Below are 15,962 nucleotides of genomic sequence, written 5' to 3'. Positions count from 1 at the left end.
ATCAATGGTCAGTAAAATCCTTAGCGTTGTTATTCCGCGTTTTCCTGACGGGACCCCTATCACATATAATCTTCGACTCTTCCATCGTTGACCCCCTCATAATCATTATTATCTAAACCGAAAACAACATCTTCAAATCCTCCTTCTAAAAGTAAAGCCTCATATTTTCCTAATGTTATTTTTCCACTTTCTAAAGCTTTTTTAACCTCTTCAACATAATTTGTTTTTGCTAAAAATTTTTCATTAGTAGTTGTATATAATTTTGTAAAAACACCATTTAAAAGAGCTAATTCATGTGCGTTTAAACTTTTTAATTCATTTGCTTTATCCTTTGATAGTAATTTTTCAAGTTTTTCTAAACGTACTATTACAGCTAAGTAACTTAATTTAAAATATAAAGAAATCTCTAAGACATCTTCTTTGGTTAAAATATCTTTTTTTCTAGAGATACCTTTTTTTTCTAAATAAAAATCCAATGCTGCTTTAGGCATTAAAAAATATGATGCAAAAATGTTTGCCTTTGTTTCTTTTTCACTTGAATAAGTTTTTAAATCATTATCATATATAAGGTGATAAAATTCATGAGCAATTGTAAAATTTTGTCTCCCCAAACTATATGATGTATTAACTAAAATTGCCATTATGCCATCATCACTTCGACTACAAATTCCAGATATTTTACTTTGCATTTTTTTCTTTATAATTGAAATTCCCATCTTTTTATATAATAAATTACCTATATTTTCAATAGGATCAAGTGTAGGAACTCCTAGTTTAGTTCTCATTTCAACAGCAAGGATTCTTTCAGTTGTTTCCATTTTAATACCTCCTTTTATTTATAAATTTTTTAATTCTGACAGATTCATAACAAATTTATTTAACCATATAACTTGATCAAAATCTTCTTCAGATATATGATCTTTACGATATGCAACTTGAATGCTTCCTTTTAATTTATTTTCTTTAAAATCTTTCATACTTATTCCTAAAAAATTTAAAAATTTTTGTAAATTTGTTACGCTTATAGCTCTACTTCCACTTTCATAATAAGATATAATTTCTCTTTTAACTCCAATTATTCTTCCAACTTCCTCCTGAGTTAATCCATTATTTTCTCTGATTACTCTTAGTTTTTCTTCAAATTTCATTTATAGCCTCCTCCAGTTAATAAATCTTATTAACAATAATAATTATACTATCTTGTTACACAAAAAACAACTTTTTTTTAAAAAATAATAAAATATTGTAACAGATTATTCTTCAAATTTTTAAATTTCCTTTTTAAGTTTAATATTTATTTCTTGTATCTCTTCCCACTCTCTAAGCAACTTATAAAACGTTGTCTTTTTAAGATTTAATATCTCCATAGCTCTAGTGCCTGTGATTTCTCTAGTTTTCCAACTATTGTAAATATCTTTCCAGTTTTCTGGAAAAGGTATTGGTTTACGCCCTTTGTACTTTCCTAACTCCTTTGCTATCAATATTCCCTCCCTTTGACGCTCTAAAAGATTAGTTCTTTCAAACTCATTTATAGCAGCTATCATAGTTAACATTAGCTTCCCAGTAGGTGTGGATGTATCAATGTTCTCTTTAAATGACACTAAATGCACCTTTTTTTTGGCTAAAAAATCAGTTATATGTAAAAGGTCCTTAGTAGATCTAGCTAATCTAGAGAAATCATGGACATATACAGTATCTCCTTCTCTAACAAACTCTAGCATGTTTTTAAGTTCAGGTCTGCCTTCAATATCCTTACCTGATACTTTTTCAGTATACAATTTTTCCACTTTAATCTCTTCCATCCTCACCAATTGGCGACTTTCGTTTTGGTCCACAGTGGAGACTCTCACATATCCAACTTTCATACTTCCTCCGATAATTAAAATTCTGCTTATATTATACAATATCGTTCGTTTAAAGTAAATAACAATCACATGTTCATAAAATATGTTCGAAAATTATTTTTAAGGCTTTGTAATTTCCTTTTAAAGGCGTTCGTTTAGATTGTACCTTAGTTAGATACATAAAAAAATACACCAGCATTAAACTGGTGTATAGCTCTTTATATTTAAAGTGTTGTATTTAGAATACTTTTGTTCTATTAATTGTACTTATTTTACGTTTTTTAGACGTTTTTTAATTATTTTCAAAATTCATAACAAACTCTATAAATTTAGTTTCTAATAACTTCATGTCATCATCATGTAAATCTCCCAGTTTATATTTAAATACACTCTTAGGTAAAGAAATAAATTTAGATGTTCTTGCAATGCTAGGAACCCTTAATCTAGCTTGTTGCCAATAAATTATAGGTACATCGTACTCATCTCTTGCAAATTTACTTGTAACTTTAACAGAAAGAACCTTAAACTCTTCTATATTTCCATTATCTAGAATAACAACAGGTCTAATCTTAGATTGACTTGGATTATCTTCAAAAGGAAATTCAGCAAGCCAGACCTCACCTTTCAACATAGGCATTATTTCATCTCCTCCTCTTCACAATCTTCATTCCAGTCATCATCATCTTTGGAAAGTAATAATCTACCTTCAGAGTCATACTTTCCGTTTTCACTAGCTATTTTATTGATTTTTTCTTTATTTTCTAATAAAAACTTTAAGAAATCCATAACTCCTCCTAACGGATATTTATTTTAATTTATTAATATAATAATACACCATTTATTATATAAAATCAATTTTATTATAACTTATATTTTATGTAAAGATTACAAACAAGAAAAAATTTAAAAAATTAAAACTTTTTAGTATAACCTGTGGTCTAAATATTATAAATAAGTGTTAAAAAATAATAATCCCCCCCAAAAAGAGCCTCTATCTCCCCAGAGGCTCTTTTCCTTTTTGAAAGAGCTAGCTAAAGTGTAGCTATTATCTATACTCTAGTCTAGATACAACACTCCCAAATAAAGAAAAGAGAGTCCATACGGACTCTCTTTTAGGTTATTAATCTACACTCATAAATATTTAGAACATTATGAATTTGCCCAAATTCAAGATTCGAAATAACTTTTAAATATTTGACTTTTTTTATTCGTAAAATTCTACTTTTAATTCTACAGGACCATCTAATATAACTCTATGAAGCTTTTCTGGAAATATAACTAAAGGATGATTAGAATCTACTGTATATATAATATCAGGATCTTCTTCCCATACAAAGTTTACTTTTCCAGATAAAACTTTTAATAGCCCAAATTTTCCTTCTGGAAGCTTATGGGCATTTAAAATATCTACAAAAATTGTTTTTTCATTCATAACAGGTGTTTCATTTTTCTTTTTTAATCTAGAATCAAGTGAGTCTAAAGCATAAATTGGAGTATCTTCAAATATTCCTTCCTCAATTTTCTCTCTTATTTCTTCGTCAATTACTTCATCTGCATTACCTTCAATATGAGGATTCAAGATTATTGGTTCTTTTTGCTCCTCACAATCACATTTTTTCATAAGATTTACTCTCCTTTTTATACAGGGGCTATACAAGATACAGGGCATACAGAAGCACAAGCTCCGCAATCTATACAATCATTTTCATTTATTTCTCTTTTTCCATCATCAACCTCTGATATACATGAAACTGGGCAAACACTTTCGCAAGCTCCACATCCAATACATATCTCTTTATCTATTCTATGTGCCATTTTACTCCTCCTCTATATTAAATTAAATTTTTTTAAATCTTCATCAACAGTACTAATTCCTGATAACCCAAAATTATCTACTAAAACTTTAACTATATTTGGTGATAAAAATGCTGGAAGAGTTGGTCCAACATGAATATTTTTTATTCCTAAATAAAGTAAAGCTAGAAGAACTATCGCTGCTTTTTGTTCATACCAAGCTATATTATATACTATTGGTAAATCATTTATATCCTCAAGTCCAAAAGCATCTTTTAAAGCTAAAGCTATAACAGCTAAAGAATAAGAGTCATTACATTGTCCTGCATCTAAAACTCTTGGTATACCACCAATATCACCTAAAGGAAGTTTTAAATAACGGAACTTAGCACATCCTGCTGTTAAAATAACAGTATCTTTTGGTAGCTTTTCAGCAAACTCTGTGTAATATTTTCTATCTGCCATTCTACCGTCACATCCACCCATAACTATAAATCTTTTAATAGCTCCAGATTTAACTGCATCTATAATTTTATCTTTTAATTGTAAAACTTGATTATGAGCAAATCCACCATTAACTTCTCCTTTTTCAATTTCAATAGGCGGTTCACATTTTTTTGCAAGATTTATAATTTCAGAGAAATCTTTATTTCCAAATTCATCTAATTCTATATGTTTACAACCTTCCATTCCTGCTGCATTTGTTGTAAACACTTTATCAATATAATTAACTTTCTTAGCTCCTTCTCTAAATGGATATGGAACAATACAGTTACTTGTAAATAAAATTGGTCCATTGAAAGTTGGGAACTCTTTATCTTGGCTCCACCATGATCCACCATAGTTTCCATGGAAATTATCATATTTTTTGAAAGCAGGATAATAATTTGCTGGCAGCATCTCTGAGTGAGTATACACGTCAATTCCTGTTCCTTTAGTTTGTTCTAAAAGTCTTTCCATATCTTTTAAGTCATGTCCTGATATTAGAATTCCTGGATTTGTTCCAATTCCAATATTTGCCTTTCCAGCCACAGGATGACCATATGTTTGAGTATTTGCTCTATCTAAAATCTCCATAGCTTTAACACCATACATTCCAGTATCTAAAACTAATTGAACAAGTTCTTCTACAGTTTTATTTGGATTTTCTATATCACACAATGCTTTTTCAACAAAAACTATATTTTCCTCATTTTCATATCCTAAATTAGCAGAATGTTCTAAATAAGCAGCCATTCCTTTTAACCCATAAGTTACTGTTTCAACTAGAGATCGTCTATCTACATCACTAGTTCTTAAAACTCCATTTTCTCCTACAAACTCTAAAGCCTTTTCAAAATCAAGAAGAATTTCTTTAGGTTCAAATAAGTGTTCGTAAAACCCTTCAACTTCCAAATTTTTCTCTATGCATTTAGCATGAAGCTCATCTCTTAAATTCACTCCATTTTCTACCATTGAATATAATTTTTTTGTATCAAAGTTTGCATTAGTTATAGTTGCAAACAATGAATTAATAATAAAATAATCAACTTTTGTATCTTTTAATCCTAAATGACGAAGTTTACTACTACAAACAGAAATTCCTTTTGAAAGATAAATAAGTAAATCCTCTACTCTAGCTTCAACTGGTATTTTTCCACAGACTCCTCTAACTGTACATCCAGTGTTTTTAGATGTTTCTTGACACTGATAACAAAACATATCCACTATAGAACCTCCCTTTAAAATAAAAAATAAGTTGTTATTTAATTCTATTTAAAAAGCAAAATTCCTTTTATTCTCATTTCATTTTCTTTAAAAAATGAAAATACAAATATAAAAAGTGAGTTCTAGCAATTAACTTCAGACTCATAACTTAATTATATTTTTTACTTGAATCTTTAGTTCGTTTTAGATATGATTATATCAATATTAGTTTAATAACTATTTTAAAAACAAAAAAATGTTTCAAGATAAAAACCTTAGCCAATGACCTCCAATCAAAAGCTAGGGGTTTTATTTTTACATTGTTTCTAAGTTTTTTACAAAAAGGACTAACCCTTCCCAATTTTCAAAAGTTTTAATACTAGAACTACCACTTTCTAGTTCACATTGCATTACATAATTTGCTATAGAAGTTCCATCGTGTTTATAGATAGCAAATATGGTTAATTTACAAGAATTTAAATAGCCACTTAGCACACATCCCTCATCTACTACATCTCTATATTTGTCTTTAAAGCTTTCTAACTTCACAGCTTCCTCCATTCGTATATTCTTTACTTTTTAGTTATTCTTATTTTTAAAATTTCATCATCTTAACTTTTCTAACTCTAAGTTTATCAAAAAATCACCTTTTTTATTGTTCTAATTTCCACTCACCAAATTTTTCCCATTTATCATTTCTTTTTTCATGGACTATAATTCTTTTGTTCTCTCCTAACTGTTTTATTAAAGTTTCAATATAGGCAAAAGTCTTATCGTAATTTTCTAATTCTTTAGTTGATAAAATCTCTTCTTGTTTTAATAACATCACTTTATACATCTTATCCACCTCCTGCCATTATCTTACTAATATTTTCTAAATCTGTATTTAGAATCCTTTTTTCATCAAAATTATATAATAGTTTTAAAATGAAAATATATTAATCTTGCTCAGATAATATTTTAATCGTTTTATTTTTATACATTTATATTTATTTTATATATAATATATTTACTGAACTTTTAATAATCTTATTTAACTACTCACAGGTTAAATAAAACTGAACAGGTATCTTTCCAATACCTGTTTTTGTTTTAACTAACTTATTTCTCTATTAATTTGTAATCTCCATTCGTCATAATTTATATTCTTCCACCGATTCCCTTAAACTTTTCTACAAAAGCTGATATTTTCTGGAATACAGTACTTTTTTTAGTTAAGTAATTAGGATTAAGAGGACTCATCTTAGGTATAATTTCGTTTAATTCAGTTCCATTATCACTAGCCTTTTCTTTCTTTAGTGATGTTAGTATGTATCTTTTAGCTGCATCAGTATTGAGTTTTTCCTCTACTATTAACTCTTCAGCCTCTTTTAGTTGTTGCTTTGCAGCAAATGAGAAAAACGATTCTATTATACTAGCTTTATCATGGAAGTTATCCAAATCAGTGCTATTGATAAAATCAACTATCAAACTTTCTTTTGCACGATTTCCAGCACTACTTCTAATCAAACGACGTACATCCTCAATCAATACGTCCTTACTTTTTATTTTTTTATGTTTATCAAAAATCAACTGCAGAATATAATCTAAGTTTATCTCTTGAGATTTCAAAAGATCCACTTCAAAAACAATATCATCCCATTGGAGTGTAGAATCTTCTCCAACTGCCCCCCTCCTCTCACGACGAAGCCACTCACGAATATCGTTATATGTAGAACGATAATCTTGGACAGTTCTCTCAGCTAGTATCTCAACTTTTTTCATATTTTCTATATCTTCATCACTCACATAATACATAGCTTTGAACTCTTGCACCAATTTCAAATCATCTATATCAAGGGATTGTAAAGCTTTCAATCTTGTAAACTCATCATAGTTTTGTAATATGTTTTCAACTCTTAAATACTCACCAAACAGTTTTGCAAAATCCTTTTTATCTCTTTCAGTGACGATATCATCAACATTAGGGAAACGAGAGTTCAACTCTCTAACTATCTCTATATATCCACGACGTGCTGCACCAGTACTGATATCATTGAACCCTTCCATGTATTCTTTATAACTTTTTTCTAGAACTACATTCTTTGTATTTTTATCACCAAATAGAGTTATAGCATCGATTGTTGCTTGTTCTAAATCTCTAAAGGTAACTATATTTCCAAAAGTCTTTGTAGAATCGTAGATACGGTTTGTTCTTGAGAAGGCTTGTATCAATCCATGATAACGTAAGTTTTTGTCAACAAACAGGGTATTTAATGTTGGTGCATCAAATCCTGTTAAAAACATTCCAACTACAATCAGTAAATCAATCTCTCCATTTTTCACTCTATTTGAAAGATCACGATAATAGTTTTGAAACTCCTTACTATCAATTCCAAAGTTTGTTTTAAACATTCTATTATAGTCATCAATAGCAGAGCTTAAAAACTCCTTTGCACTGCTATTCATTGCTGAAGGTTCAAAAGTTTCATCAATAATCTCCCCTATAGAGTTTTGCTCCTCGTTAGCTGCAAAAGAGAAGATAGTTGCAATTTTTAAAGGCTTCTCACTATTCTTTTGTAAATTTGTTAATGTTTCATAATAAAGTTTTGCTGCATCAACGCTACTTACAGTAAACATTGCATTAAATCCTTTTCTAGCATTATATGTACGATGGGTTTTTATTTTAAAGTTATTCAGAATATATTGAGATATCTCCTTGATTCTTTCAGGATGTAAAAAGGCTGCTTTTGCTGCATCTGAGGTTAGTTTCTCCTCATCTTGCTCCATCTCAAGAGATTTAAACTTAGGACGTACATCATTATAATCAACTTTAAATTTAAGAACTTTCTCATCTCTAATAGCATCAGTTATAACATATGAGTGTAACTCTGTACCAAATACACTTGCAGTTGTTTCAGAGCCCGTAGCATTTTCTGGAAATATTGGTGTTCCAGTAAATCCAAATTGATAGTATTTCTTAAACTTCTTATGGATATTTTTCTGAGCCTCTCCAAACTGTGAACGGTGAGCTTCATCAAAAATAAAAACAACTTGCTTATTATAAATCGGTAAATCTGCTTCAGTTTTGATTAGATTATTTAACTTTTGAATAGTAGTTACAATAATCTTATTATCATCTTTCTCAACGTTTCTTTTAAGTCCAGCAGTATTTTCAGATCCATTAACACTATCTGGAGAAAACCGTTGATACTCTTTCATTGTTTGATAATCCAAATCTTTTCTATCTACAACAAAGAATACCTTATCTATAAAATCTAACTCCGTAGCTAAACGAGCAGCTTTAAAACTTGTTAAAGTTTTTCCTGATCCTGTCGTATGCCAAATATATCCGCCACTTTCGAGAGTTTTCCACTTTTTAGCTAAATATGAACTCTTTATCTTCCATAAGATTCTTTCTGTTGCAGCTATTTGATATGGTCTCATAATTAGCAATATATTGTTTGAATCAAAAACAGAATAATGTAACAGTATGTCTAATAGCGTATTCTTTTGAAAAAATGTCGCAGTAAAATCTTTCAAATCTCTAATAAGAATATTATTAGATTGTGCCCAGTTCATAGTGAAGTCAAAACTATTTTTATCTCTCTTAGTAGTGTTAGCAAAGTATCTTGTATCAGTTCCATTTGAGATTACACAAATCTGAAGATATTTGAAAAGAGAGTTATCGGCATTAAAGCTCTCTTTAGTGTATCTATTAACCTGATTAAACGCTTCACGAATAGCAATTCCACGCTTTTTCAGCTCTATTGCAATTAAAGGTAATCCATTAACTAAAATTGTTACGTCGTAACGATTGCTACTAGTTCCCTTTTGTTGAAACTGTGAAATAACCTGTAATTTATTTCTACTCATATTTTTCTTATCAAGAAGATAGATATTTTGAATATGTCCATCATCAAAGGTAAAATCATAGATATAATCATCATGAATTTTACGAGTTTTATCTATATAGTTATCACTTGGTTTATCTAAATACTCCTCACAAAATCTTACCCATTCCGAGTCTAGAAATTTAACTTCATTAAGAGTTTCTAGTTGTGTTCTAATATTTTTTAACATCTCTTTGCTATTAATAAGCTTAGGTAAGTATTCATAACCTTGATTTTGTAAGTCTTTTATAAGTTCCTGCTCTAACTGAGCTTCTGTTTGATAACTTGCTTCTGTTGCAGCTATTTTGTCATATTTATCTAAAACTATAAAATTGTTCGTTTCTGTAATTGGTTTATAGTCAGCCATAAATTCCCCTCTGTTTTAGTTAATTTCACTTTCAATAGAAACATCTTTTCCACTAAAAGCCATTCCTATTTTTATTACCTTTGATACACCATTATTTTTCATAGATATATCATATTTTTTCTCATCTATTTGAGCTAAAGCTTCTTTTGCTTTTTCTTCGATACTATTTTTATCCCCTATTTTAAACTCAAATATTAGTCCAAAATTCTTTTTATCCTTAGGCTCTAAAGCGATATCATATCTTCCATAACCACTTTCTCTATTAGAGGTAATTATATATTTATCACCTAGTGTTAAAAGAAGTCCAAGCATAAAATGATGATAGTACTTCTCGCTATCTCCGCCATCGTGATAACTCACTGCTGACATATACATTTTTTTAAATTTATTTACAAATGAATTTAAATTCCCTAAGAATAAATCCTCCATCATAGTTCCATAAAAATGGACATCTCCTTTTGTATAGCTCTCTATAAAACTCTGTCTAAAGAAACTTTTAATCTCTACATTAGGTATTTTTAAAGAGTATGATTTAAGCTCCGTTATTGGAGAGATTCTCATTTTTTCATATGTTAAATATCCTGAAAATAACATCAACGACCAGATAGTGTTCGTATTATCTAAATCATCAAAGATTATATTTTCTGAGATAGTTTCCCAAATAATCTCTCCTTTAAATATCATTTCCAACTGTTCAAATACCTTTTTATCATTTTTAGCTAATAGTTGTTTTATTAGAGCATTATCACTCGTATTTATCCAATAAGCTCCTAAAGCATTTTTATTTATAAAATTAATCAAAGACCAAGGGTTATAGACTAATTCTTCTCCGAAAGTATATCCGTTATACCACCTCTTAACATCTTCTAATTCATAATCCAATCCATAGTATTTTAAAGCTTTCTCCACTTCCTCGGCAGTTAAACCGAAATAGTTAAAATCGCTATCTAAAATTGTAGATACAGTAATATTATTTAAACCTGAAAATATACTCTCTTTTGCTACTCTTAATATTCCTGTAAGAACTGAAAACTCTAAATATGGATTTCCCTTTAAAGCTGCACTTAGAAAATTACGAAAGAAAAATATAGCTTCATCATAATAACCTTGTGAGTGAGCTGTTACTAAAGGGGTATCATATTCATCTATTAAAATAATTACCTTTTTTTCGTAAAATTTAAAAAGATATTTAGATAGATTTTTTAATGCTCCTACAAAATCTCCCGTTTCATTTAAAAACTCTATCCTGTCAAAATCTATTTTTTCACTCTCATCTAATTTTTCTCTGATGTATCTTTTTGTATTGAATATATCTTTTAATAATTTTTTTATCTCTTCAAAACAATCTATCCAATTACTAACTTTAATATCTTTTAAGCTGATATATATAACTGGATACTGTCCTGCATACTCCATTTTGTTTGTGTTCGTAATATCTAGGCCATTAAACAGATTTCGATTAGATTCTCTATCCTCTATGTTAAAGAAATAGTTAAGCATTGACATATTTAAAGTTTTTCCAAATCTTCTGGGTCTTGGTAATAGCGTTACTTCAGATTTCTTACTCAACAATTCATCTATAAGCATTGTTTTATCAACGAAATAATAATCATCTTCTATTATTTTTTTGAAATTATCTACTCCAACTGGTAACTTTTTCTTAACCATTTTTTTCACCTCACTTTATTTATTAAAAACTATACTATTTCTCCAATTTTTTAAAAGTTAAAAGTTTATCTCTATAGTATTCATATTGTTGTTTTCTCATTACAATCTCTGCTGGTAATCCCTCTTTAATATCATTTACAAGAGTGTCAAATCTATCCAGAATATCAACGATACGTTGTTGCTCTTCAAGAGGAGGGAGAGGGATTTTGATACTATTAAGATTTTTTTGGTTCAACTTTGGTTGAGCTGCTCCTGTAATATAAGGTTTTAAATCAATAGAATTTAAATATATCTCAACGTATCTTCTTGTGGCATATTCTGAAAACTTAAGTACATGAGCATGATTATTCACCCATGTTTTACCTGAAATAGAAAACGCTATAGGAGTATTTCTAGCCAAAAGATTAGCTCCATCTTCAGATATTAATAAATAATCTCCATCAAAAATATAATCTTTTACATAGTCAACTATTCCAGATGCACCATAATAAGGAATATTACCTTTTTCTCTATTTCCACTAGTTACAGGTTTTCTTTGTGTATCACAATTTTCAGAAATTTCATTTAAAGTTATCATTTCATTATTTTTTGCTTTGGTAAATAAGTTTTTAATATAATATTCATACTGCTGTTTTCTCATTGTAAGCTCTGTTGTAAGCTCTGTTGTAAGCTCTGTTGTAAGCTCTGTAAATGTATCTAAAATACGCACAATCTCCTCTTGGACTGGTAATGGAGGCAGGGGGATTTCAAACTTTTCCATATCATTTGAATGGATACGCATAACTTTTGCTCCAGTTACTTTTAGTTCTTTTTTTCTTTGAAAATAATTTGTCTGAAAATAATAAGCTACGTATTTAGAATTTTCTTGAGTTGAAAAACTATACATATCACCAGAAAATCCAATTTCTTCTTCTCCTAACCAAACAACACACTTAGCGACATCTTTTACATTTTCAGAAGTTGTTGCTATTAAGATATCGTTTTTCTTTGCTTTTCTCAATTTTTTATAAATTCCTTCTTCTGTAAAAGAATAGGTTATATCTGTTGAAAAATTATATTTTGTATAAATTTGGCCATAATGAATTACAGGCTTTCCAACTTCTACGAAATCTTTTTTTTGAAGTCCATTTCCTCTAGTAAATTTTCCAATCTCTCCTAAAGTCTTATACTCCACCCCATCAGGGCATAGTTCGTTTATTAATCTTTCTAACTTGTTCATCTTAGACCTCCTCTGTAGTATATTCGCTGTAGCCTTCATAGTAGTAGCTAACGTCTATACCTTTCATAAATAGAGTACGGTCGTTTATTTCAGTTGTAAGAGCTGCCTTTAAAAGATGTTTAATCTCAATATCTTTAATAACACTTCTCTCCATAGCCGATAGATACTCATCTTTATCTACTAAATTCCAATCAATTACTACCTTAATATTTTCTTTCAGTATCAAATCAAGCCAAATACGAGTTGCTCTTCCATTCCCTTCACGGAAAGGATGAGCAATATTCATCTCAACATATTTCTCAATAATCTCTTCAAATGTTGTTTGTGGCATAGTATCTATATATTTTAACGAGTGCTCAAGATACATCAGTGGTGCAAAACGAAAGTTGTTTTTAGCTATATTAACCGTTCTAATTTTCCCAGCAAAATCATAGATATCTTCAAATAGATATTTGTGGATATATTGAAGCCCTTCAAAAGTTCCTATCTGAACTGCTTTAATATCTCCAGAGTCAAAGAGCTGCTTAGCTTTTTGTTTGCTGATTTTCTCCTCCACTTTTGAAAGCTCTATCTGGCTAGTAATATGCAGTTTATTTTCTAAAATCATATTAGTCCACCTCAATCTCTGAAACTATCTTATCTATTTCAATACGAAGTCTATCTATATTGCTTACCGTTGCTTTTATCTTGGCATTTAGTTCTGTTATATCTATAACCTCTCTTGTATCTTTTTGCTCTACATAAGTGTTTACAGAAAGATTGTAGTCCTCTTCAGCTATTTTAGAGTTATCAACAGATTTTGAAATGTGGTCAATATCCTCTTTAGTATCAAATATTCTCAGAATCTCTTCAATATGCTCCTCTGTTAAGATGTTATTATTTGTTTCTTTCTTGAAGAAGTCCTCTCCACTAGCATCTATAAATTGAGTTTTAGAATCTTTTTTGCTCTTAGAAAGAATTAATATATTAACCGCTATTGAAGTACCAAAGAAAAGGTTAGGTGCTAACGATATAACTGTCTCAACAAAGTCATTTTCAATTAAATACTTTCTAATTTTCTGCTCTGCTCCACCACGATAGAATATTCCAGGGAAACAAACTATAGCAGCACGACCTTTACTTGAAAGATAATTTAAACAGTGAAGTACAAAAGCAAAATCTGCTTTAGATTTTGGTGCTAATACTCCAGCAGGGGCAAAACGCTCGTCATTGATAAGAGTTGGGTCATCACTACCAATCCAATTAACTGAATATGGTGGATTTGAAACAATAGCATCAAATGGTTTTTCATCTCCAAACTGTGGATCTAAAAGAGTATTTCCTAATGCTATATCAAACTTATCATAGTTTACATTGTGTAAAAACATATTCATACGAGCAAGGTTATATGTTGTGTGATTAATCTCTTGTCCATAGAAACCATCCTCAATAATATGGTCATCAAATTGCTTCTTAGCTTGTAATAATAGTGAACCTGATCCAGCAGCAGGGTCATAAATTTTATTTATTGTTTCTTGATTGTGTGTTGCTAATTTTGCAATAAGCTTAGATACACTTTGAGGTGTGAAGAACTCTCCACCAGATTTACCAGCGTTAGCTGCATAGTTAGAGATTAAAAACTCATATGCATCACCAAATAGATCTATATGATTGTCTTCAAACTCTCCAAAGTTAAGACCTTCAACACCTTTAATAACAGCAGCCAAACGACTATTTTTATCTTTAACTGTATTTCCCAATCTATTGCTTGTAGTATCAAAATCAGCAAACAACCCTTTTATATCAGATTCAGAAGGATAACCGTTTGCAGAACTTTCAATTCCTGAAAATATTGCTGCTAAATCTGTGTTTAAACTTTCATTACTGTTTGCATTCTTAGCAATGTTAATGAACAGCTGGCTTGGATAGATAAAATATCCCTTTGTTTTTATTGCGTCCTCTTTAATCTCCTCTGTTATAACATCATCATTTAAATCTGCATATTTAAAGCTATCATCTCCAGCTTCAATATAGTTAGAGAAGTTCTCACTAATAAATCTATAAAATAACGTTCCTAAAACGTATTGTTTAAAATCCCATCCATCTATTGAACCACGAACATCATTGGCTATTTTCCAAATTTGTGATTGCAGTTCCGCTCTTTGTGCTATACTCGACATTTTTTTCCTCCATTTATATATCACCTTTCATAACTTTAACTATATATAATTTTTCTGTTTTTTTCCATATTTTATCAATAAGTTTATTTTCTTTAGGTATTCCAATTTCTTCAAGAAAATAATTTTTAGCTTTTTCATATATTATTTTTTTTATAGCGTCATTCATTTTTATGTAGTTCTCATATAACTGTTCACTCTCAGAACTCAATTGCTTTCTTTCTAAAACATCTTCTGTAACCTCTTGAGGTTCTTCAAGAAAATTTATTTCTTCTAAAACTTCTGGATTAGAAAAGTTCCATTTCAAAGTCACTTTAGTTATACTTCTGCCGCTCTTCTCTTTAATCAAAGAGATATCCGAGATATTTGTATTATTTTGAAGTTCAACCTTTATTTTTCTCATTAGTTTTACGTCTATATCTGACCACCCATAACTATCTGGAATATCTAAAATTTTTCTAAATTCAATAGCATCAAATTCCCATTTATACAAATTTTTATAGCTCATAATAATTTGATATATTCTTTTAGCATATCTACTTTTTAGAGATGTAAACTCTTTAATCTTGTGCTGCGTAAAATTTCCAGATAGATTATAAAACAGTTTAATGTATTCTTTTTTTAATTCAAAGTCTATAGTTTTGTAATCAGCACTATAATCTAATCCTTCAAACAAATGTCTCACCTTTGTATATTTATCATCTTTTAAGTAAACTTTAGTATCAAATATATTTTCTATAGCTTTTTTTACTCTAGAATTATGTGTTCCTGCTAAAAATTTTTTTACCATAGATGCTGGGAGTTCTAATTTTAAATTTTCTGTTTCAGATACTTTTCTATGATCTAACATACTTCTAGAGACGTAAACTAAACATAGAAAAACATCTAACTCGTATGCTGAAAACTCATTTATACTTGTTGCTACATCTTTTGAATATTCTACCATTTCATGCTTCAAATTCTCATTCAAGATATTCTCCTTTTCTATCCTTATAATTAGCTATACTTAAAATATACTCTATTTAAGATTAAAATACAACGAAAATTTAAAAAAACTTCGTGGTATTATATTCTTGACAAAATATCGTGGTATTCTTGACAAAACTTCGTGGTATCTGTAAAAAACCATTGATTTATATAGGTTTTTATTAATGTTCATACGAACATTAATAATTTGATAAAACTTCGTAGTTTTTTGACAAAACTTCGTGGTATTCTGACAAAACTTCGTGGTATCTTTGACAAAATATCGTGGTATTCTTGACAAAACTTCGTGGTATATTTCATTTTTGCCTTGATTTTATTAAGCTAAATGAGGCTCCTAAAATATAAACTATAAACTAATATAAACTATAA

The 15,962-nt window shown here is 29.3% G+C and carries 16 protein-coding genes; all 16 read right to left on the bottom strand.

The window, feature by feature from the left end; genetic code table 11:
* Positions 1 to 59: 59 nt before the first annotated feature.
* The 16 genes from L988_RS11835 to L988_RS11765 all read right to left on the bottom strand — a co-directional run bounded on the left by L988_RS11835 (position 60) and on the right by L988_RS11765 (position 15,576).
* Positions 60 to 818 carry an ImmA/IrrE family metallo-endopeptidase gene (locus tag L988_RS11835; protein ID WP_047384522.1) on the bottom strand — a complete coding sequence of 253 codons (759 nt, stop codon included), beginning with the start codon at positions 816 to 818 and terminating at the stop codon, positions 60 to 62.
* An 18-nt stretch (positions 819 to 836) separates the two neighbouring features.
* Positions 837 to 1,148, bottom strand: a complete 312-nt coding sequence (locus tag L988_RS11830; protein WP_047384520.1) for a helix-turn-helix domain-containing protein — start codon at positions 1,146 to 1,148, stop codon at positions 837 to 839.
* 120 nt (positions 1,149 to 1,268) lie between these two features.
* The gene (locus L988_RS11825; protein ID WP_047384518.1) at positions 1,269 to 1,865 is read right to left on the bottom strand and encodes a recombinase family protein; all 597 of its coding nucleotides are present in this window, start codon (positions 1,863 to 1,865) and stop codon (positions 1,269 to 1,271) included.
* A gap of 271 nt (positions 1,866 to 2,136) precedes the next feature.
* The gene (locus L988_RS11820; RefSeq protein ID WP_047384517.1) at positions 2,137 to 2,481 is read right to left on the bottom strand and encodes a type II toxin-antitoxin system PemK/MazF family toxin; all 345 of its coding nucleotides are present in this window, start codon (positions 2,479 to 2,481) and stop codon (positions 2,137 to 2,139) included.
* Positions 2,481 to 2,630, bottom strand: a complete 150-nt coding sequence (locus L988_RS13740; protein ID WP_156111964.1) for a hypothetical protein — start codon at positions 2,628 to 2,630, stop codon at positions 2,481 to 2,483. The genes L988_RS11820 and L988_RS13740 overlap by 1 nt, the downstream gene beginning before the upstream one ends.
* A 418-nt stretch (positions 2,631 to 3,048) precedes the next feature.
* Positions 3,049 to 3,465 carry a DUF1971 domain-containing protein gene (locus L988_RS11815; protein ID WP_047384515.1) on the bottom strand — a complete coding sequence of 139 codons (417 nt, stop codon included), beginning with the start codon at positions 3,463 to 3,465 and terminating at the stop codon, positions 3,049 to 3,051.
* A gap of 17 nt (positions 3,466 to 3,482) precedes the next feature.
* Positions 3,483 to 3,659: a 4Fe-4S binding protein gene (locus L988_RS11810; protein ID WP_047384514.1), complete on the bottom strand. Its 177-nt coding sequence runs from the start codon at positions 3,657 to 3,659 to the stop codon at positions 3,483 to 3,485.
* Positions 3,660 to 3,671: 12 nt separating this feature from the next.
* A complete protein-coding gene (hcp, locus tag L988_RS11805) occupies positions 3,672 to 5,339 on the bottom strand; it encodes a hydroxylamine reductase (protein ID WP_197053975.1) in 1,668 nt (555 codons plus the stop codon).
* Between the two features lie 300 nt (positions 5,340 to 5,639).
* Positions 5,640 to 5,873: a hypothetical protein gene (locus L988_RS11800; RefSeq protein WP_047384511.1), complete on the bottom strand. Its 234-nt coding sequence runs from the start codon at positions 5,871 to 5,873 to the stop codon at positions 5,640 to 5,642.
* 103 nt (positions 5,874 to 5,976) lie between these two features.
* Positions 5,977 to 6,162: a hypothetical protein gene (locus L988_RS11795; protein WP_047384510.1), complete on the bottom strand. Its 186-nt coding sequence runs from the start codon at positions 6,160 to 6,162 to the stop codon at positions 5,977 to 5,979.
* Positions 6,163 to 6,464: 302 nt separating this feature from the next.
* A complete protein-coding gene (locus L988_RS11790) occupies positions 6,465 to 9,563 on the bottom strand; it encodes a type I restriction endonuclease subunit R (RefSeq protein ID WP_047384508.1) in 3,099 nt (1,032 codons plus the stop codon).
* Positions 9,564 to 9,578: 15 nt separating this feature from the next.
* Entirely contained in the window at positions 9,579 to 11,231 is a 1,653-nt protein-coding gene (locus tag L988_RS11785) for an AAA family ATPase (protein ID WP_047384506.1), read from the bottom strand.
* 34 nt (positions 11,232 to 11,265) lie between these two features.
* Positions 11,266 to 12,450: a restriction endonuclease subunit S gene (locus tag L988_RS11780; RefSeq protein ID WP_047384504.1), complete on the bottom strand. Its 1,185-nt coding sequence runs from the start codon at positions 12,448 to 12,450 to the stop codon at positions 11,266 to 11,268.
* A gap of 1 nt (position 12,451) precedes the next feature.
* Complete coding sequence (gene fic, locus L988_RS11775; protein WP_047384502.1) at positions 12,452 to 13,057, bottom strand: protein adenylyltransferase Fic; 606 nt, start codon at positions 13,055 to 13,057, stop codon at positions 12,452 to 12,454.
* Position 13,058: 1 nt separating this feature from the next.
* The gene (locus tag L988_RS11770) at positions 13,059 to 14,609 is read right to left on the bottom strand and encodes a type I restriction-modification system subunit M (RefSeq protein ID WP_047384500.1); all 1,551 of its coding nucleotides are present in this window, start codon (positions 14,607 to 14,609) and stop codon (positions 13,059 to 13,061) included.
* A 13-nt stretch (positions 14,610 to 14,622) separates the two neighbouring features.
* Positions 14,623 to 15,576, bottom strand: a complete 954-nt coding sequence (locus L988_RS11765; protein WP_047384498.1) for a replication initiation protein — start codon at positions 15,574 to 15,576, stop codon at positions 14,623 to 14,625.
* Positions 15,577 to 15,962 lie beyond the last annotated feature (386 nt).

Source organism: Cetobacterium sp. ZWU0022, assembly GCF_000800875.1.
Lineage (GTDB): Bacteria > Fusobacteriota > Fusobacteriia > Fusobacteriales > Fusobacteriaceae > Cetobacterium_A.
Note: the sequence above shows the minus strand (reverse complement) of the source record. Positions and strands in the feature narration are given on the sequence as shown.